The 20894-nt window shown below is 44.2% G+C and carries 16 protein-coding genes; all 16 read left to right on the top strand.

All coding sequences use genetic code 11. The features are described 5' to 3' along the window. The first annotated feature begins 380 nt into the window (after positions 1–380). The 16 genes from BM294_RS09535 (at position 381) to gltX (ending at position 20387) form a co-directional block, all read left to right on the top strand. A complete protein-coding gene (locus BM294_RS09535) occupies positions 381–1067 on the top strand; it encodes an NAD(P)H-hydrate epimerase (protein WP_091207418.1) in 687 nt (228 codons plus the stop codon). 259 nt (positions 1068–1326) lie between these two features. Then, positions 1327–2928, top strand: a complete 1602-nt coding sequence (locus BM294_RS09530) for a CTP synthase (RefSeq protein WP_091207415.1) — start codon at positions 1327–1329, stop codon at positions 2926–2928. A gap of 175 nt (positions 2929–3103) precedes the next feature. After that, positions 3104–4231: a putative manganese transporter gene (locus BM294_RS15905; RefSeq protein ID WP_175494621.1), complete on the top strand. Its 1128-nt coding sequence runs from the start codon at positions 3104–3106 to the stop codon at positions 4229–4231. Between the two features lie 215 nt (positions 4232–4446). Beyond that, positions 4447–5727: a bacterial transcriptional activator domain-containing protein gene (locus tag BM294_RS09520; RefSeq protein ID WP_091207413.1), complete on the top strand. Its 1281-nt coding sequence runs from the start codon at positions 4447–4449 to the stop codon at positions 5725–5727. 172 nt (positions 5728–5899) lie between these two features. Beyond that, positions 5900–7279: a sodium-dependent transporter gene (locus BM294_RS09515; protein WP_091207411.1), complete on the top strand. Its 1380-nt coding sequence runs from the start codon at positions 5900–5902 to the stop codon at positions 7277–7279. 122 nt (positions 7280–7401) lie between these two features. Next, complete coding sequence (rimP, locus tag BM294_RS09510) at positions 7402–7776, top strand: ribosome maturation factor RimP (RefSeq protein ID WP_091207409.1); 375 nt, start codon at positions 7402–7404, stop codon at positions 7774–7776. After that, positions 7776–8960: a transcription termination factor NusA gene (nusA, locus tag BM294_RS09505; RefSeq protein ID WP_091207406.1), complete on the top strand. Its 1185-nt coding sequence runs from the start codon at positions 7776–7778 to the stop codon at positions 8958–8960. Before rimP ends, nusA begins: the two co-directional genes overlap by 1 nt. Before the next feature lie 5 nt (positions 8961–8965). Then, positions 8966–9232, top strand: coding sequence for an RNase P modulator RnpM (gene rnpM, locus BM294_RS09500; RefSeq protein WP_091207446.1), 267 nt, complete (start codon positions 8966–8968; stop codon positions 9230–9232). Then, complete coding sequence (locus BM294_RS09495; RefSeq protein WP_091207443.1) at positions 9225–9545, top strand: L7Ae/L30e/S12e/Gadd45 family ribosomal protein; 321 nt, start codon at positions 9225–9227, stop codon at positions 9543–9545. Before rnpM ends, BM294_RS09495 begins: the two co-directional genes overlap by 8 nt. After that, positions 9535–12285 carry a translation initiation factor IF-2 gene (gene infB / locus BM294_RS09490; RefSeq protein WP_091207404.1) on the top strand — a complete coding sequence of 917 codons (2751 nt, stop codon included), beginning with the start codon at positions 9535–9537 and terminating at the stop codon, positions 12283–12285. Before BM294_RS09495 ends, infB begins: the two co-directional genes overlap by 11 nt. Beyond that, positions 12282–12698: a 30S ribosome-binding factor RbfA gene (rbfA, locus tag BM294_RS09485; protein ID WP_091207397.1), complete on the top strand. Its 417-nt coding sequence runs from the start codon at positions 12282–12284 to the stop codon at positions 12696–12698. The genes infB and rbfA overlap by 4 nt, the downstream gene beginning before the upstream one ends. A gap of 318 nt (positions 12699–13016) precedes the next feature. Next, complete coding sequence (locus BM294_RS09480) at positions 13017–13994, top strand: DHH family phosphoesterase (protein WP_091207395.1); 978 nt, start codon at positions 13017–13019, stop codon at positions 13992–13994. Positions 13995–14160: 166 nt separating this feature from the next. Continuing rightward, the gene (locus BM294_RS09475) at positions 14161–15753 is read left to right on the top strand and encodes a bifunctional riboflavin kinase/FAD synthetase (protein ID WP_091207393.1); all 1593 of its coding nucleotides are present in this window, start codon (positions 14161–14163) and stop codon (positions 15751–15753) included. A 359-nt stretch (positions 15754–16112) separates the two neighbouring features. Beyond that, entirely contained in the window at positions 16113–16379 is a 267-nt protein-coding gene (gene rpsO, locus BM294_RS09470; protein WP_031550722.1) for a 30S ribosomal protein S15, read from the top strand. Between the two features lie 337 nt (positions 16380–16716). Continuing rightward, positions 16717–18810, top strand: coding sequence for a polyribonucleotide nucleotidyltransferase (locus BM294_RS09465; RefSeq protein ID WP_091207391.1), 2094 nt, complete (start codon positions 16717–16719; stop codon positions 18808–18810). 128 nt (positions 18811–18938) lie between these two features. Next, on the top strand, positions 18939–20387 hold the full coding sequence (gltX, locus tag BM294_RS09460; RefSeq protein WP_091207389.1) for a glutamate--tRNA ligase: 1449 nt from the start codon (positions 18939–18941) through the stop codon (positions 20385–20387). The last annotated feature ends 507 nt before the right edge of the window (positions 20388–20894 follow it).

The raw sequence follows: 20894 nt of genomic DNA, 5'->3' as shown, positions 1-20894 counted from the left end.
TCAGGAATGGTGTAGAAACGATTCCGGCATCATTAAGGAAAAGGCATAATGCTGATAAAATGCCTGTAAGAGGTCTGATAAGGAATAGGCATTTCTTCGGTTTTAAAGTTGCAGCACTAAATACGATTAAGCTAATCAAATATATGGTTAGCTTGGATAAGTGTGTCCAATTAGCATAAGGAATGGAAATAGGATGCTAATAATCCTCTGATTTTAGGTACGCATGTGCATCTGAAATCGTATTTTTTATAAAAAAGATAGTGTATTAAGTTTTCAAGGAACAATATATCGAAAATGGATGTGATATAAACGTCCATTTGTCGGGCGACTCATATAATGATGTAAATGTCAAAAGTACTACAGCATGCGAGGTGCATTTTATGCCGGATACAATTACAGGAACCGTTGCCAAAAGAGCAGACCGTATAGCCATGGATGAAATGGACTTTGAGTCCCTTGCATTGATGGAGACTGCAAGTTCGAAGATTGCCATCTATATAAACCGTCATTATACATATGAGAGAGAAGCAAGGATTCTGGTTCTTGCCGGTGTGGGCAACAACGGTGCCGACGCTGTTGCAGCCGCCCGTATGCTGAAGGAGACAGGATACGACCCCGTTGTTTTTGTTGCAGGAAAGCTTGAAAAAGCCAGCTGGGAGTTTCTCTATCAGATGTTCCATTTTCAGCAGCTTCTCGGAAGAGTCAATATCTATAGAGAGGGTGATGCTCTGCCGGATTCTGACATTTGCATCGACGGCATATTCGGAATAGGCCTGCACCGTCCTGTGGAGGGTATTTACAGAAGCTTCATGGAAGAGGCCAATGCTCACACTCGCCGCTTCACCATCGCAATCGATGCACCTTCAGGCATCAATACTGATACCGGAGAGCTTATGGGCTGTGGAATAAAGGCAGATGTGACCATAACCTTCGGAAAGAACAAGACAGGTCTCGTAACGGGAGCGGGAAAAGAGTACAGCGGAACAATCTTCGTTGAAGATATCGGAATTCCGGAAGAAGCCTATATAAAAGCTGAAAATTGCAAGGACATTTATTTGAAAATATAGGTTTACAAAAACACAGATTAAGTGTATCATTCTCATGTTTTTTATGTATATCGAGAGGTGACAAGGGCGTCACAGGGACAAAACAAAGTGTCCCTAAGCCTTTGTCACCTCTTTTTTAGTGTATAAGTCCGGTATCAGGCATTCGTTTATCTGTAAAGCCTGTTTGTATGTATGAATTACCATTTGTCAGCATCGCCAGAGCGTAAACGGAGCAATGCCATGGACTTATACTCAGTTGTGTATTACGAAAGGGGAGTATATGATCAAATACGTATTCGTCACAGGTGGAGTTGTTTCCGGACTCGGAAAAGGTATCACAGCGGCATCTTTGGGAAGACTTCTTAAGGCCAGAGGTTACAAGGTAACCATGCAGAAATTTGACCCGTACATAAATATCGATCCGGGCACCATGAACCCTATACAGCATGGTGAAGTCTTTGTCACAGATGACGGTACGGAAACAGACCTTGACCTCGGACACTATGAGCGTTTCATTGACGAATCCCTTGATCACCGTTCCAACATCACTTCAGGAAAGGTTTACTGGTCCGTTCTTAACAAGGAGCGTCACGGCGAGTATGAAGGCCATACAGTTCAGGTTATCCCTCACATCACAAATGAGATAAAGTCGGATTTCTACCGTTCATGTGACCCTGAGGAGGATCGTATAGCTATCATCGAGGTAGGCGGCACCGTTGGAGACATCGAATCCCAGCCTTTCCTTGAGGCTATTCGTCAGTTCCAGCATGACATCGGACGTGAAAATGCCATCATGATCCATGTAACACTTGTTCCGTATCTCCATGCATCCGAAGAGCTTAAGACAAAGCCTACTCAGATGAGTGTTCGTGAGCTTCAGCGTCTCGGACTTCAGCCTGACATCCTTGTGTGTCGTACAGAATATCCTATCCCGCAGGATATAAGAGAGAAGATAGGCATGTTCTGTAATGTTCCGTCAAATCACGTTCTTCAGAACACAAATGCCGAGTTCATTTACGAAGTTCCTCTCCTCATGGAGCGTGAGCATCTTGCACAGTCCGTATGTGAATGTCTCCATCTTCCATGCCCTGAACCTGATCTTACTTCATGGAAAGCCATGGTTGAGAATCTTCGTCATCCTGAAAAGGAAACTGTCATTGCAATAGTAGGTAAATATACTCAGCTTCACGATGCATATCTTTCTGTAGCAGAGTCACTGAAGCACGGCGGAATAGCAAATCATGCAAAGGTAAACATTCGCTGGGTGGATTCTGAGGAAGTTGAAAAAGTAGGAGCCGCAACACTTCTTAAGGGAGTTAACGGTATTCTTGTACCGGGTGGTTTTGGTCAGCGAGGAATCGAAGGAATGATTCTTGCAGCTCAGTATGCCCGTGAGAACAAGATTCCTTACCTCGGAATCTGTCTTGGAATGCAGATTTCCATCATCGAATTTGCAAGAGATGTTCTCGGCTGGGCCGATGCAAACTCCACTGAATTTGATCCTAAAACAGAGCATCCTGTCATCGACCTGATGCCTGAACAGAAGACAGTAACAGATCTTGGCGGTACGATGCGTCTCGGTGCATATCCTTGCGATCTTAAGGATGGAAGTATGGCACATCAAGTTTACGGAAAGACTTCAATATCCGAAAGACATAGACACAGATATGAAGTTAATAATGATTATCGCAAGGATCTTGAAGCTGCCGGAATGGTTCTTTCCGGTCAGTCACCTGACGGCCATATAGTTGAAATCATCGAACTTAAGGATCATCCGTACTTTATTGCAACTCAGGCTCATCCTGAATTCAAGTCAAGACCTAACGAGGCTCATCCTTTGTTCAGAGGACTTATAGAGGCAGCTCTCAGATACGAGAAGTAACCTTTTATGACGTGAGTTTCAAAAGTATTTGCCGCTCACGTCATAAAGTACCATATCAATGTGAAAGCATATGATTTGGTACTTTTGATACTTATGTCATATCAACATGTGTTCATGTGAAAATCCACGTATTGACAGGTATGCTATTCTATACTGCGAAATGGAGGACTCTTAAATGGACATGATAATTGACGCACTAATGGACGCCATACTTGACACGATAAAACTTATTCCGTTTTTACTCGTAACATATATGGCTATGGAATACCTTGAACATAAAACAGAAAAAAGCACCACAGCCATGCTTGAAAAAGCCGGCAAATTCGGTCCTGTGATAGGAGGGGCTGCCGGCGTGCTTCCGCAGTGCGGATTTTCTGCAGCTGCGGCAAGCCTTTTTTCCGGAGGTGTTATTTCTCTGGGTACATTGATCGCGGTATTTCTCTCTACATCAGATGAGATGCTTCCCATCTTCATCTCGGAACAGGTTGCCCCTCAAACTATAGTATCCATACTGGGAACAAAAATGCTTCTTGGTATCATAAGCGGATTTGCTCTTGACTTCTTTATGCATCACGGAAAGCATACACCTGCACCCGAAAAGCACATTCATGATCTTTGCGAGCATGACCACTGCGAATGTGATGACGATGAAGAGGAAGAATCAGCAAACGGCACAGAACATACAGAAGAGCATCCAGATAGCACATTCGCATTAACCGCTCATCCAGATCATCATACAGAACATGCCGGGCACAGTGAGACAGATTCCCATACAAACGTTCACGATCAGAGTCATGAACACGACCACATGAGCCATGAACATTCACACGATCACCATAGCGGTGGCAAACACGATCATGATCATGAACACCATGGTCATCACCATCATCATGGAAAAACCGGTATTGCCGGAATTTTATATCCGGCTTTCCACCATACTTTCCAGATCACTGTATTTATCTTCATTATAACCTTCGTAATAACACTTCTTGTTGAAGGTATCGGCAGTGATGCAATCGGAGCGTTTCTTGCGGGGAAACCGGTGGTCGGTGTTTTCCTTGCAGGTATTGTCGGACTCATTCCCAACTGTGCCGCATCAGTAAGCATTACACAACTTTACCTAATGGGAATCCTTAATGCCGGACAGATGATGGCAGGACTACTTGTCGGCGCCGGTGTCGGACTCCTCGTTCTTTTCAGAACCAACTATCATCCTAATGAGAATCTCCGCATCGCTGTGATCCTCTACGGAGTGGGGGTTTTCTGGGGACTTGTTATTCAGTCACTTGGAATTACATTCTGATATAACACTATTTTGTTGATTTTTCACAAATTAACGGTTTTTAAGCCTTCTTCAGTTAAATAAACTGTAGAAGGTTTTTTATTTACTCATATTCCTTATGTGCATTTTAATAAAATGTGTTATAATTCCGCTTAAATTTTTTTGATTTCTGTTTACTTTTCACACGATAAAGTCTAAGATTAATATATAAAATGTCTTAAAGGCAGGGGTAGAAAATGAGTGAGAATGAAAATCGTATTGACGTCCGTATGCTTGGTGGCTTTTCCATCACAGTCAATGGACAGTATATGGGTCTTGGACAGAACAACAAGGCCAATTTTCTTAAATTGATCCAGATCATCCTTTTGAATCATAAGAAGGGTATTTCAAAGAGAGAGCTGATTGACGGAGTTTTCGGCTACAAGGATCTTCTTGATGAAAACAACAGTCTGAACAATCTGTTGCATCAGGCCAGAACACAGCTTAAGAAGAGTGGTGTTCCGGGAAAACGTTATATCGAGGGCAAGAAAGGTATCTATTTCCCTGAGAAGCCCGAGGGATATACATTAAGTCTCGATGTGAAGACTTATACCGATGCATGTCGCAAAGCAGGCGAAACAGACGATGTAGAAGCCAGAGCTTCCTTATATGAACAGGCCTTTGAGCTTTATCGTGGCGAACTTCTTCCTGAGTTCTCAACAGATAACTGGGTCATCGTAGAGTCAGTTAAGCTTAAGCATATGTTTGACGAGCTTGTACTGTTCCTTGGCGAGTACTATCGCAACAAAGGCGATTACGAGAATCTGTATAAGCTTTACAATCGCGCAAGTCAGATTTATCCTGACGGCGGATGGCAGATCAACGTCATAGATGCACTTATTTTACGTAAAGAGTACAAAGAGGCTTATGAGCTCTACAACAAGACAGCCAGATACTATCTTGATGATCTGGAAGTACCTCTTCCCGATGATCTCATCAGATGTTATGAACGTATCTATGATGATATTAAGGTTGTTTCAGACGATATCGAAGAGATTCAGGCCGGTATCCTTGAAAGGGATGCTGCCCTCAAGAACAACAAGGGTGACAGCAGAAGTCTCGGATCATACTATTGCGCTTTTTCAAGCTTTATCGATGTCTACAATGTTCTGCGCCGTAACCTTGTGCGCCGTGGCAATTCGATATTCATGATGCTTTGTACTCTTGTGGACTATGAAGGAAAGCCTATCCAGAATCAGGAAAAGCTTCAGACAAGAGCTGAAGCCCTCAAGAACGCTCTTTACGCAGAGCTTCGTCAGGGCGATGTATATACCAAGTACAGTTCCAGCCAGTATCTGCTCCTTCTTATCGGCACCAAGAAGGAAGACTGCGGAACCATTTACCATAGAATCTCCAAGAAGTTGAAGGAACTTGCAGGTTCACGTGCCGAACTTAAGTACAGAATTGTTTCACTCGCTGAAATCCCGGCCATACTTGATGGCGCAAAGGAAGGTTCCACAAACCGGGATCTCCTGTAAAGAGATATTTTTTCGGGTTTAACCGATAATACTTTAAAGCACTAAATTTTTTTTGAGTCCGTAGTTTACTACGGACTCTTTTTACATTAGTATATATCGGTGGATATTAAACCTTTGGTTTGGTACCCGTAATACAGCAAAGCTTTGGTTTTGCAAGGTCTTAAGGAGCTTTATGAGTAACAAACGAGAAAATTTCAAGTCAAGAATCGGCTTCATCCTTGTCAGCGCCGGCTGTGCCATCGGTATCGGAAATGTCTGGAAATTCCCATATCTGGTAGGGCAGAACGGCGGCGGCATATTTGTTCTTTTCTACCTTATCTTCCTTTTGGTCATGGGTGTTCCCGTACTGACTATGGAACTTGCGGTAGGACGCGCCTCTCACAAGAGTGCGGTACTGGCATACAGAAAGCTTGAACCGCAGGGAAGCAAGTGGCATATTCATGGATGGTTTGCCATAGCCGGTGCATATATACTTATGATGTACTACACAACCGTATCCGGATGGATGCTTTCCTACTTTTTCAAATTCGCCTTCGGAACCTTCGATAATCTTGCTATAGAGAATGCCGATTCGGTATTTACAGATATGCTCGGAAAACCGGAAGAGATGATGCTTTGCATGATGATCACGGTTCTTGTCGGTTTTCTGGTTTGCTCCTTCGGACTTCAGAAAGGACTCGAGAAGGTTACCACCATCATGATGAGCGCACTGCTTTGCCTCATTATCATACTTGCCATCCACAGTCTGACATTACCGGGAGCAGGAGACGGTGTAAATTTCTATCTGGTGCCAAGTCTCAGTAAGGTCAGTGCCGCCGGTAACGGAAGTTTCATAAAGGGATTTGGAACCGTGATTTCTGCCGCTATGAATCAGGCATTCTTCACATTGAGCCTTGGCGTTGCCTGCATGGAGATCTTTGGTTCATATATGTCTGACCGTTTCAGCCTTGCAGGAGAGTCACTTAGAATCTGTGCACTTGATACTTTTGTTGCCATCATGTCCGGACTCATCATTTTCCCGGCATGCTTCAGCTTTAATGTTGAGCCCGATGCGGGTCCAAGTCTCATTTTCATGACATTGCCGAAAGTATTCATGAATATGCCGGGTGGACGTCTCTGGGGAACACTTTTCTTCATGTTCATGTCTTTTGCAAGCTTCAGTACTGTTATCACAGTATTTGAAAACCTGCTCGCCACATCCATTGACAATTTCGGATGGACCAGAACAAAAGCCGTTATAGTCAATTGCATTTTCATTCTCATCACCAGTGTTCCATGTGTTTTAGGCTATAACATCTGGTCAGACCTTCATATCATAGGCGAAAGGGATGTTCTCGACTCTGAAGACTTCATAGTATCAAATCTCCTTCTTCCGGGCGGATCACTCATGTATCTTCTTTTCTGCGTGACAAAGTGGGGCTGGGGATTTGACAATTACCTTGCAGAGTGTAATAAGGGCGAAGGTGCAAAACTAAATAAATCCATGAAATGGTACCTTCAGTATATACTTCCTATTCTTATACTTATCATTCTTATAAGAGGACTTATGTAACATTACAAAAAAGTGTTGATTTTGCTATATTCTTGTGTTATTCTTCAAGAGTATTTATTGACTAGTTAAAAGGAGCAGGCGAAAAGGCCTGCTCCTTTTACTTAAGTTTAGAGGAAATTTTTATGCAGACAAACGGCGAATATACCCTAAGGGTAAAGAAGTATCTCGATGAGATATGTCCGAAAGACGGATATCAGGTAGACAGTGTAACATTCACACAGGAAAACAATGAGTGGTACTTAAGATCTTTCATATATCGTACAGACGGTGTTGATATGACAGTCGACGACTGTGCAAAGGTTTCCAGAAAGCTGTCCAAGTGGTTGGATAAGGAAGATTTCATTCCGGAACAGTATATGATGGAAGTATGTTCCCTTGGATTTAAGGATCAGCCGGGAAATGCCGATATCATACCAGAGGATGTAGATGATGAAACATCAGAAGAATCTACAGACCATATATCAGAAGATTCCATTACCGGGAGGGGTAAAAACTAATGAACACAGAACTCAGTGAAGCACTCGATCTACTCGAGAAGGAAAAGGGAATTTCAAAGCAGTCTTTAATCGAAGCCATCGAGCTGTCACTTCAGACCGCTTGCAAGAACCACTTCGGTTCTTCAGACAACATTCGTGTAAGCGTTGACCCTTATACATGTGATTATTCAGTTATCGCTGACAAAACAGTAGTAGAAGAGGTTCTTGACAAGAACACAGAGATCTCTCTTGCAGATGCAAGAATGATCGATCCCGGTTACACACTCGGCTCAATCGTTCCTGTAAAGGTTGATTCAAAAACCTTCGGACGTATCGCAACACAGAATGCCAAGGGCGTTATCGTTCAGCGTATCCGTGAAGAGGAGCGTAAGGTTCTTTACAACGAGTACTACTCAATGGAGAAGGAAGTTGTCACAGGAACTATCGAAAGAGACACAGGAAGATCAATCATCGTTAACCTTGGCAAGGTAGACGGATATCTTTCAGAGAATGAGCAGATCAAGGATGAGAAGCTTGAGCCAAACGACAGAGTCAAGGTTTATGTCGTTGAAGTAAGAGATACTCCTCGCGGACCACGTGTTATGGTGTCAAGAACACATCCTGAGCTTGTTAAGCGACTCTTCGAAGAAGAGGTTTCCGAGGTCAGAGACGGTATCGTCGAGATCAAGGCTATCTCACGTGAAGCAGGTTCAAGAACAAAGATGGCTGTTATGTCCAACGATCCTGATGTAGATCCTGTTGGTGCATGCGTAGGTCTCAACGGCTCACGTGTTAATACTGTTGTTGAGGAGCTTCGTGGTGAGAAGATCGATATCATCAACTATGATGAGAACCCTGCTTACCTCATTGAGAATGCTCTTTCACCTGCAAAGGTTATCGCAGTTATCGCAGATCAGGACAACAAGGAAGCCATGGTTATCGTACCGGATGCACAGCTTAGTCTTGCCATCGGTAAGGAAGGTCAGAATGCCCGTCTTGCAGCAAAGCTCACAAGCTACAAGATCGATATCAAGTCCGAGTCACAGGCTCAGGAGCAGGGTATCTTCGATGAGATGGGAATCGACTATCAGGGCGAGGATGCTGAGTCCGCAGAGGATGCCGACGATATGACCGAGGAAATTTTTGATGATACAACCGTTGAGTCAGATGACATTGAGACATCTGAAGAAAACGGAGAGATGTGATAGGTATGAAAAAGATACCCGAGAGAACGTGCATTGGTTGCGGTCAGAAAAAAGAAAAACCTAACCTGATCCGTATCGTCCATTCACCGGATGATACATTCAGCATCGATCCAACCGGACGAAAAAACGGTCGCGGCGCTTATATATGCAACGACTCGGCATGCCTTGAAAAGGCTATAAAGCGTAAGGCTTTGGATCGGGCATTTAAGGTTACAGTTTCTGAAGATACCGCTCAGGCACTCAGAGAGGAACTGATACAGCTTGATAGATGAAAGAATATACGGCCTGCTCGGCTTATGTCAGAGAGCAGGCAAACTGAAAAGTGGCGAGTTCGCAGTAGAGAAATCTCTTAAGGGCGGAAGATCACTTCTTGTGATTGTTCCTGAGGACGCGTCGGATAATACTAAAAAGAAATTCAAAAACATGACAACTTATCGTCATGTTCCATATTTTGAATTAGGCACAAAAGAGAAGTTGGGAATGCAGCTCGGCAAGTCCGAACGCTCGTCTCTCAGCGTAGAAGATGAAGGATTCGCTAAAGCGATGATCAAATATATTGACGGAGGTAATGTGAATGTCAGATGAGAACCAGAAAGAAAATGGATTGAACAGCAAGGATGCAAAGAAGGGTGAGGCTCCTAAGAAAAAGAAGCTTGCTGTAGTTTTCCATTCGCAGAACTCCGCAAACCATAAAAACCATCCTCTTGGCGGTAAGCTCTCTACAGCAAAGGAGCAGGGTGCGAGAAAAACAGTGCAGGCTGCCGAGCAGAAAGAGAAGGAAAAGCCTAAAAAGACAAGTCCTAACGGAAGACCACTTCCTCCAGGAACAGCAAGAGTAACACCTCTTCGCGAGCTCAATGAGATCCAGAAGCGTCAGGCTGAAGAAGAAGCAAAGAGAGAAGCTGAAAGAAAGGCTGCCGAAGAAGAGGCAAGAAGAAAGGCAGAGGAAGAGGCAAAGAGAAAGGCAGAAGAAGAGGCAAGAGCTCAGGAAGAAGCAAGAAAGAAAGCTCAGCAGGAAGCCCGTTCAGCTGCCGCTTCTCAGGAAAGAACTACAGATCGTCCTGCAAGAAGCAATGATCAGAGACCTCGTTTTGACAGAAACGACAGAAACGATCAGTCAAAGCCATTCGGGCAGCGAAATGATCGTGGAAATCGTCCTCAGGGCGGCGGATTCCACAAGGACGGTCAGCGTCCTGCAGGCAATGCCGGTCGCACAGGTGATCGCAACGGTCAGCAGAGACCGGGCCAGAGACCTTCCGGTACAGGCTTCGGTGGGCAGAGACGTACTGAAAGTACAGCTGCAGCAGTAGATATCTCATCAAAGCCAACAACCAACAGAAATGCTCACAAGCCTGCTGATAAGAATTTTGGAAACAAGAATTTCGATAACGAGAGAGCAGAGGCAGCCAAGAGAAATCGTAACACCCGTAAGCAGAACAAGTATACTGCAGAGCAGTCTTACGAGAGAGACGATGAGATGGCAGCACGTAAGAAGAAGACCGGCAAGGGTGCATTTATCAAGCCTGAGGTAGTTAAGCCGGTTGAAGAGGAGATCAAGTCCATCACCATTCCTGAGGTTATCACCATCAAGGAGCTGGCTGATAAGATGAAGCAGAAGCCTGCAGATATCATCAAGAAGCTCTTCATGAAGGGTCAGATGGTAACCCTCAACACAGAGCTTTCATACGAGGAAGCAGAGAATATCGCTGTTGATTACGATATCCTTTGTGAGAAGGAAGAGAAGATCGACGTTATCGCCGAGCTCGTCAAGGATGATATCGAAGATACAGATGAGGACATGGTTTCAAGACCTCCTGTTGTCTGCGTAATGGGTCACGTTGACCACGGTAAAACATCTATCCTTGATGCTATCAGAAATACAAATGTTACTGCCAAGGAAGCCGGCGGTATCACACAGTCTATCGGTGCTTACCAGGTATCAGTTAATGTAAACGGTGAAGACCGTCTCATCACATTCCTTGATACACCGGGACACGAGGCATTTACAGCCATGCGTATGCGTGGTGCACAGTCAACAGATATCGCTGTACTTGTAGTTGCAGCAGATGACGGTGTCATGCCACAGACAGTAGAAGCTATCAACCACGCCAAGGCTGCCAATACTCCTATCATCGTTGCCATCAACAAGATCGATAAGGAAGGCGCAAACCCTGACCGTGTTAAGCAGGAACTCATGAAGTATGACCTTGTTCCTGAGGATTACGGCGGAGACACAATCTGCGTTCCTGTATCTGCAAAGAAGGGTATCGGTATTGAGGATCTCCTTGAGAACGTTGTTCTTGAGGCAGACGTTATGGAGCTCAAGGCAAACCAGAACCGTTCAGCTTACGGTGTTGTTATCGAGGCAGAGCTTGATAAGGGACGTGGTTCAGTTGCAAGACTTCTTGTACAGAAGGGAACTCTTCATCAGGGTGATGTAGTTGCTGTAGGTTCTGCTTACGGTAAGGTACGTGCCATGACTGATGATAAGGGCAGACGTATCAAAAAGGCAGGTCCGTCACAGCCATGTGAGATCCTTGGTCTTAATGCGGTTCCTAATGCCGGTGAGATATTCCAGGTCAAGGACAACGAGAAGGAAGCCAAGGCTTATGCTGCAGCATTCGTAACAGAGAGCAAGCAGAAGATGGTTGAAGAGTCCAAGAAGAAGGTATCTCTTGATGCACTCTTTGATCAGATCAAGGCCGGCGAGATCAAGGAACTTCCTATCGTTATCAAGGCAGACGTTCAGGGTTCTGTTGAGGCCGTTAAGGATTCTCTCGAGAAGATCAGAAACGAAGAAGTTGCCGTTAAGGTTATTCACTCCGGCGTTGGTGCCATCAGTGAATCCGACGTTGTTCTCGCAAGTGCATCCAATGCTATCGTTATCGGTTTCGATGTTAAGCCGGATGCTACAGCAAAGGAGATCGCTGAGCGTGAGCACGTTGACGTAAGACTTTACAACATTATCTATAAGGCTATCGAGGATATCGAGGATGCCATGAAGGGTATGCTTGCTCCTGTTTATGAGGAGAAGGTTATCGGTCATGCAGAGATCCGACAGATTTTCAAGGCTTCAGGTGTCGGCAACATCGCAGGTTGTATGGTTAAGGATGGTCTCGTACAGAGAGGTGCAAAGGCACGTATCATGCGCGGACCTAAGCAGGATCAGGTGTTCGAAGGCGAGATTGCTTCCGTAAAGCGTTTCAAGGACGATGTAAAGGAAGTCAAGGCCGGTTACGAGTGTGGTCTTGTATTTGACGGCTTCAACGAGATCGAGGTTGATGATTATGTTGAAGTTTATGTAATGGAAGAGGTTAAGCGTTGAGAAAAAATTCTGTAAAAAATACAAGAATAAATGCTGAGGTTATGCGTGAGCTTTCGGTTGCAATCCGCAATCTGAAAGATCCCCGCATCTCACCTATGGTTTCTGTGACCGGAGCGGAAGTCACTCCGGATCTTCAGTACTGTAAGGTATATATCTCAGTTCTCGGAAGTGAAGAGTCTCTCGGAAAGACCATGGAGGGTCTCAAGGCTGCCGGTGGTTTCCTGAGAAGAGAGCTGGCTCAGACAGTGAATCTTCGTCACACACCTGAGCTCCAGTTCGTTGAAGATCATTCTATCGAGTATGGTGCACGTATGGATGCTCTCATTAACAAGGTGGCAAAGGAAGACGCCGAGAAGCATGTGGAAACTGAGGATGAAATATCTTCAGATTCTGACGAGAACGAAGAGAACTGATAATATATTGTCCTGATTCCGAAAGAACACTATCTGCATAAGTGAGACTACAAAGTACAATTTCATGTTCGAACGGGTTATAACAATCAGGACAGCGAAGTGTTTTATAGAACAATTCATTCAGGAAACATATACTATAGTACAGTTTCCTTATATTTGATTTTTCACAGGCAGAGATGCATTATTGCATTATCTGCCTGTAATGATAAAAGGAGCATGAATGTGTTGAAGATATCATGCTTAAAACTGGTCGTCAGATGCATCATCGTGCATACACGGGATCGCCTGACGACTTAAGCCATTTAGAAAGGGGTTTTCATGAACGAATTTGCAAAGTTGATAGAAGCAGCAGATAGCATCTGTATTCTTGGACATACAAATCCGGACGGAGACTGCCTTGGTTCCACCCTTGGCACCAAAAGCTATATAAAGAATCTATACCCGGATAAAAAGGTTAATGTCTATCTCCAGACAGCCAACGAAAAGTTCCGTTTTATGCCCGGATTTGACGAGATCATACACGTGCCTTCAGACAGAAAGTACCAGTTATGTATCATGTGTGACTGTAACGGTTATGACAGACTCGGTGATTACAAAACACTCGCAGAAAATGCCGGAACTCTATACGTGGCAGATCATCATATACCGGGATCACAGAAATTCGAACACAGTACCATCATTCCTGAGGCATCCAGTGCCTGTGAAGTCATCTTTGATCTTTTGGACAAGGATAAAATCACTAAGGAGACTGCCGAGTGTCTTTATCTCGGCATGGTACATGATACAGGTGTATTCAAGTACAGCTGCACATCACAACATACTATGGAGATAGCAGGCTTTTTGATGTCAAAAGGCATCGATTTTGGTCATATCATCGATGATACTTTTTTCACCAAAACCTATCCTCAGCAGCAGGTTCTGGGCCGCGTGCTCATGGAAAGTCTCATGGTCATGGACGGTCGGTGTCTTGCAGGCTGGCTCACCTGCAAAGAAATGAAATTTTACAATGTCACTTCCAAAGATATCGACGGTATTGTAAGCGTGATGCGTGAGACCAGAGGCATAGACTGTGCCATCTTCATATATGAGATGACCAACCAGAACTTCAAGGTTAGTCTCCGAAGCAACAACCATATGCTTGATGTGGCACGTGTAGCAGCTCATTTTGGTGGCGGAGGTCATAAGATGGCCGCCGGATGCACATTGCAGGGATCATACCACGATGTCATCAACAACATCACAAAGGAGCTTTCACTCCAGATGTATGCTCCGGAGTTTGTTTCAAACAGGAGCTGATATAATAACGTGAGTATCTAAAACATTTGCTACTCACACATGGTATACACCACACAGATGTGAATAATGTGGTGTCATTTACGTGGGCATAACATCTGTCCCACAAAAACGTCAGTCCTTCGGGTCACGAAATCAAACAGACTGGCGTTCTCTATACAGGGGATAAATGGACGGAATTATAGTAGTCAGAAAAGAAAAGGAATGGACAAGTTTTGATGTAACCAAAAAGCTTCGTTCCATTCTTCACGAGAAAAAAATAGGACATACGGGAACTCTCGACCCCATGGCAGAGGGAGTTCTGGTGGTTTGCGCAGGTACAGCCACAAAGCTTGTGGATGCTATCGCAGGTACAGAAAAGGTATACGTTGCAGGGATGAAACTGGGTATCACCACCGATACAGAAGATACCACAGGCACAGTGCTTTCCGATAAAGAAGTAAATGTTTCCGAAGAAGACATTCGCGAAGCTGTGAAAAGCTTCATCGGAAGCTACGATCAGATTCCACCCATGTACAGCGCCAAGAAGATAAACGGTCAAAAGCTCTATGATTTGGCGAGACAGGGGAAAACAGTTGAAAGAAAACCCAATCGTATAACCATTCACGATATAAAGATCCTTTCCATAGATATCCCTTATGTTCAGATGGAAGTCACCTGTTCAAAGGGAACATACATCAGAACACTTTGTAAGGATATCGGAGAAAAGCTCGGTACAGGCGCTGCCATGTCATCACTTATCCGTACAAGGGTCGGTCAGTATGATATAGGGGAAAGTCACACCATCTCCGAAATAGCATCTATGGAAGAAAAGGGTGAACTGATTTCAATCATGAAGCCCCCTATATTTGTGCCGGAACCGGCAGTTGTTTCTTTTGGAAAGTTCGATGGAAGTCATCTCGGGCATCAGCTTATATTTGACAACATGTTCAGGATAGCGAAAACAAAACACCTGAAAACTGCGATTCTTACATTTTCACAGAATCCGGAAAGTCTTTTTACAGGCATCAAAAAGAACTCGATTTCATCAAGTGACGAACATCTCACAAGACTTCGGAATCTTGGCTTTGATTATGTTTTTTCTTATCCTGTAAACAAAGACACCATGAAAGTTCCGGCAGAACATTTCCTTCGAGACATTCTTGTTGAGGGAATGCACGCGAAAGATATAGTTGTGGGGACAGACTGCAGCTTCGGCCACAAGGCACAAGGCAATGCAGCTCTGCTCACAGAACTTCAGAACAAATACGGTTATGAGGCTCATGTCATAAAGAAACGTCAGATTCTCGATGAAGATGGTAATGCAAGGGAGATCTCCAGCACCTATATCCGCGAAGAGATTCAGAAGGGTAATGTCAAACTTGCTGCAGATCTTTTGGGCCGTCACGTTGCATTAAGCGGCACAGTTATTTACGGAAAGCAGATAGGAACCAGAGTTCTTGGTTTCCCTACAGCCAATATGCTTCCAAAGGACGGAAAACTGGTTCCAAGCCCGGGAGTTTATGTGACCAGAGTGCTTGTGGGGCAGAATCTCTATAAGGGAATGACCAATGTTGGTACCAATCCGACAGTTGCCGATGACAATCCTATGGATATCGAAACCCATATCATTGGATTCAAGGGTGATCTCTACGGAAAGAAGATCAGAGTTGAGTTCATCGACAGACTGAGAGATCAGCAGAAGTTCCCTTCACTGGAAGACCTGAAGAAACAGCTTCAGAAGGACGTCTGGTCAGCAGCCAATTATCCTATGGATCTGTGATACAGATGCGATTTGATGATGTAAGGATTCCTGCTCATTGCACACGGATGTGTGCGTTGGCGCTAATCAGTGAGTGGCAAATATTATTGACACTCACGTCATCATCATTATATAAGCTGCAAAGACAAATATCGGACCGCTCCGCCTCATGTGGACTGACGGATCTTATCCGGGATTTGATTTTGTACAATGTTTAGATAATGTTTACAGCAGAAATTCATTATCCGTATTGACAAATAAAAGAACTTAGATATACTAATTCAGTATGCGCGTTGGCGTAGTTTTACGGAACTCCTTCCGGAAACTCTGTCAGCGTAAGTAATGGCGTTTGTCGCCATAGTTTTATAGGAGGAATTACCATGATTTCAAAGGAAAAGAAGGCAGAGCTTATCGCACAGTATGGCCGTAAGCCAGGAGACACAGGTTCACCAGAGGTTCAGGTTGCTATTCTTACAACAAGAATCAACGAGCTTACTGAGCACCTTAAGAAGAACCCTAAGGATCACCACTCAAGAAGAGGACTTCTTATGATGGTTGGTCAGAGAAGAGGACTTCTTCAGTACCTTGCTAAGACAGACCTTGAGGGATACAGATCACTCATCGAGAAGCTCGGTATCAGAAAGTAATTTTGATAAAGAAGGGCGGAGATTTATTCTCTGCCCTTTTATTATGTTTTGTAAAAAACATATCGACCTTACTTAAAGAATTTGTTAAAATACAAAGTTGAGTAGCATGATGTGCTACCCTGTCCGTTTTTTCTTCCCATTTCGAAAGATTTTACGGATATCCATACTATGTATATATTTATGACAGGAGAGTCATCCGAGATCACTGATGAGATCCGGTTTTGATTTGTGAAGTCTTAGACATTGATATAAACAGTTTAGCACACAGATCATTTGCAGGTCGAAACAGAGTCTGATTAGTGTTTTTGGACCTCTCTGTCATTATTAGGAGGTATAAATGTACAAGAGTTATTCTATGGAACTCGCCGGCAGAACACTCACCGTTGATATCGGTCGTGTTTGTGCTCAGGCAAACGGTGCAGCTCTTATGCACTATGGCGATACAACAGTTCTTTCAACATGTACCGCTTCAGCCGCTCCACGTGACGGCATTGACTTCTTCCCGCTCCAGATTGAGTATGAGGAGAAGATGTATTCAGTTGGTAAATTCCCTGGTGGATTCAAGAAGAGAGAGGGCCGTGCAGGTGACAATGCAATCCTTACATCACGTGTCATCGACCGTCCTATGAGACCTCTTTTCCCTAAGGATTTCAGAAACGACTGTCTCGTTGACAACCTTGTTATGTCAGTTGATCAGGATTGTTCACCTGAACTTCTTGCCATGCTTGGTTCATCCCTTGCAACAGCTATATCAGATGTACCTTGGGATGGCCCATGTGCATCAACACAGGTTGGTATGATCAACGGTGAGTTCATCATCAACCCTACAAACGCAGAAAAGGCTGTATCAGATCTTGCTCTTACAGTAGCTTCAACACGTGATAAAGTCATCATGATCGAGGCAGGCGCAAACTGCATTTCCGATGACAAGATGATCGAAGCTATCTACAAGGCTGATGAAGTAAACAAGCAGATCATCGGTTTCTTCGATTCCATCATCGCAGAGTGCGGAAAGCCTAAGATGGAGTACGTAAGTGCTGCAGTTCCTGAGGAGCTCTTCGAGAGAATCAAGTCTATCGTTCCTCCTGAGGAGATGGAGAAGGCTGTATTTACAGATGATAAGCAGCAAAGAGATGCAAACATCGCTGAAGTTACAAAGAAGCTTGAAGAGGCTCTTCAAGAGGATGAAGAGCCTCTTGCCATCCTTCCTGATGCTGTATATCAGTACGAGAAGAAGACTGTTCGTAAGATGATCCTCAAGGATCACAAGAGACCTGACGGACGTAAGATTGACGAGATCAGACCTCTTGAGGCTGAAGTGGATCTCATCCCGAGAGTACACGGTTCTGCCATGTTCAAGCGTGGACAGACTCAGATCCTTGATATCGTAACTCTTGCTCCTCTTTCAGAGGTTCAGAAGGTTGAGGAACTTAATGAGTTCATCACAGAGAAGAGATACCTTCACCAGTATAATTTCCCAGGATACTCAGTAGGTGAGGCCAAGGCAAGCCGCGGACCGGGACGTCGTGAGATCGGTCACGGAGCACTTGCAGAGAGAGCACTTCTTCCTGTACTTCCATCAGTAGAAGAGTTCCCTTATGCCATCCGTGCAGTATCCGAGACTATGGAGTCCAACGGTTCAACATCAATGGGTTCAACCTGTGCATCATGCCTTTCACTTATGGCAGCCGGTGTTCCTATCAAAGAGCCTGTAGCAGGTATCAGCTGCGGTCTTGTAACCGGTGATACAGATGATGATTATCTCGTACTTACAGATATCCAGGGGCTTGAGGACTTCTTCGGCGACATGGATTTCAAGGTAACAGGTACTCACGAAGGTATCACTGCTATCCAGATGGATATCAAGATTCACGGTCTTACAAAGGATATCGTAACAGAGGCTATCAAGAGAGCACACGAAGCACGTCTTTTCATCATGGACGGTGTTATGAAGGATGCTATCGCAGAGCCTCGTAAGGAGCTTTCACCATATGCTCCAAAGATTATTACCATCCAGATTGATCCTGAGAAGATCGGTGATGTCATCGGTAAGCAGGGAAAGACCATCAACGGAATCATTGACGAGACAGGCGCAAAGATCGATATCGACGATAACGGTATGGTATCTATCTCCGGCATTGATCTTTCCGCACTTGAGAAGGCAAAGAAGATCATCGAGTCCATCGTTAATGACATAGAACCCGGTCAGATACTTACAGGAAAGGTTGTACGTATCATGAACTTCGGTGCATTCGTACAGTTAAGCCCTAATAAGGACGGTATGGTTCACATCTCAAAGCTCGCTGACGGCAGAGTTGAAAAGGTTGAGGATGTTGTAAACATCGGCGACGAAGTAACTGTAAAGGTACAGGAAGTCGACAAGATGGGTAGAATCAACCTTACCATGAGACCACAGGATCTCAAGGATTGATTCAGTTTTAAAACATCAGCATAGGGGATTTCATGATAATGTAATTCCCTATGCATTAAGAAATAAAGAATTTTAAATCTAAAAGCGGGGGCTGGCGACAGTCCCTTCTTTACATTTAGGAGAACAAAATGAAGATCAGAACACGATACGCTCCGTCACCAACCGGAAGAATGCATGTTGGTAACTTAAGAACTGCACTGTATGCTTACCTCATTTCTAAGCATGAGGACGGCGATTTTCTTTTAAGAATCGAGGATACAGATCAGGAGCGTCTTGTTGAAGGTGCAGTAGACCTTATCAACAGAACTCTTGATGATACAGGTCTCATCCCTGATGAGTCTCCTGATAAGCCCGGCAATTGCGGACCATACGTTCAGTCAGAGAGAGTACAGTCCGGTGTTTACATGGACTATGCAAAGCAACTGGTTAACGAAGGCAAGGCTTACTACTGTTTCTGTACAAAGGAGCGTCTTGAAACTCTGAAGACAACAGTTAACGGTGAAGAGATCATGCACTATGATAAGCATTGTCTCGGTCTCTCAAAGGAAGAGGTTGAGGAGAACCTTAAGGCAGGAAAGCCATACGTTATCCGTCAGAACAACCCTACAGAGGGAACAACAACATTCCACGACGAGCTTTACGGAGATGTTACAGTAGATAACTCCGAGCTTGATGACATGGTTCTTATCAAGTCTGACGGATTCCCTACATACAATTTCGCCAATGTTATCGACGATCATCTCATGGGAATCACCCACGTTGTTCGTGGTAACGAGTATCTGAGTTCAAGTCCAAAGTACAACCGTCTCTATGACGCATACGGATGGGAGATTCCAAAGTACATTCACTGTCCACTCATCACAGACGAGAACCACAAGAAGCTTTCAAAGCGTTCAGGTCATTCTTCTTTTGAGGATCTCATCGATCAGGGCTTTGTAGCAGAGGCAGTAGTTAACTTCGTAGCTCTTCTCGGATGGTCACCTGATGACAATGAGGAAATTATGTCACTTCAGGATCTGATCCGTAAGTTTGATTACACACGTATCTCAAAGAGTCCTGCTGTTTTCGATATGGGCAAGCTTCGCTGGATGAACGGCGAGTATATCAAGGCTATGGATTTCGACAAGTACTATGAAAGAGCTCTTCCTTTCATCCAAGAGACCATCAAAAAGCCTCTTGACTTCAAGCACATTGCCACTATGGTCAAGACACGTATCGAGATATTCCCGGATATCCCGGAGATGATTTCATTCTTCGAGGAAGTTCCTGAGTACGGAACAGAGCTTTATGTAAACAAGAAGTCAAAGACAAATCTTGAGAACTCACTTGAGCTTCTTAAGGATGTTCTTCCTCTTCTCAAGGCTCAGGAGGATTACTCTAACGATGCTCTTTTCGCACTTCTTTCAGAATACGGAAAGGAGAAGGAGCTTAAGACAGGTTTCGTAATGTGGCCTATCCGTATCGCTCTTTCAGGCAAGCAGATGACACCTGCAGGAGCAACAGAGATCATGGAGGTTCTCGGCAAGGAAGAGTCTATCAAGAGACTTGAGGCCGGAATCAGAAAGCTGGAAGGATAATTCCTCCCCACTACGTATCAAAATGAACAAAAAAGCAAGGGTCGTGTGCCTGCTCACAAGTTTGACAGTACATTCTGTTCTTTCAAACCATAAGCATTGGCACCTATCCCTTGCTTTTTTCTTTTACTTTATTGGTGATAGTACATCCGATTATTACAATCGATCAGAACCAGCAGCCAGCCGTTTAAAAACGGGTCAATTCGTCGGAGAAATCTAAAATAGCCTCCTAAGGATCACTAGGTCATCGGCGGTTTCTGAGTTTTCCGGATGAAAGCTCAGAATTGCCGATGATGTCAGGGAAAATTATTCCAAGTGGTTCTAAGGCAGGCTATTTTGATTTTTCACAACTCAGCTAAACGTTTCTTAACGTATACCCACCGGTTCTATACCACATTATATATAGCAGAATAGGTTACTCACGAACTTCTTTTTTTCGTATACAATCGTTAAGAAATTATCTTTATAACTTATGTTATTATTAAGTAGGTTTGGTATCAGATGACAGTC

The sequence above is a fragment of the Oribacterium sp. WCC10 genome (genome assembly GCF_900113415.1).
Classification (GTDB): domain Bacteria; phylum Bacillota; class Clostridia; order Lachnospirales; family Lachnospiraceae; genus Oribacterium.
The sequence above is the reverse complement of the archived record's forward strand: the minus strand, read 5'-3'. Positions and strand labels throughout refer to the sequence as shown.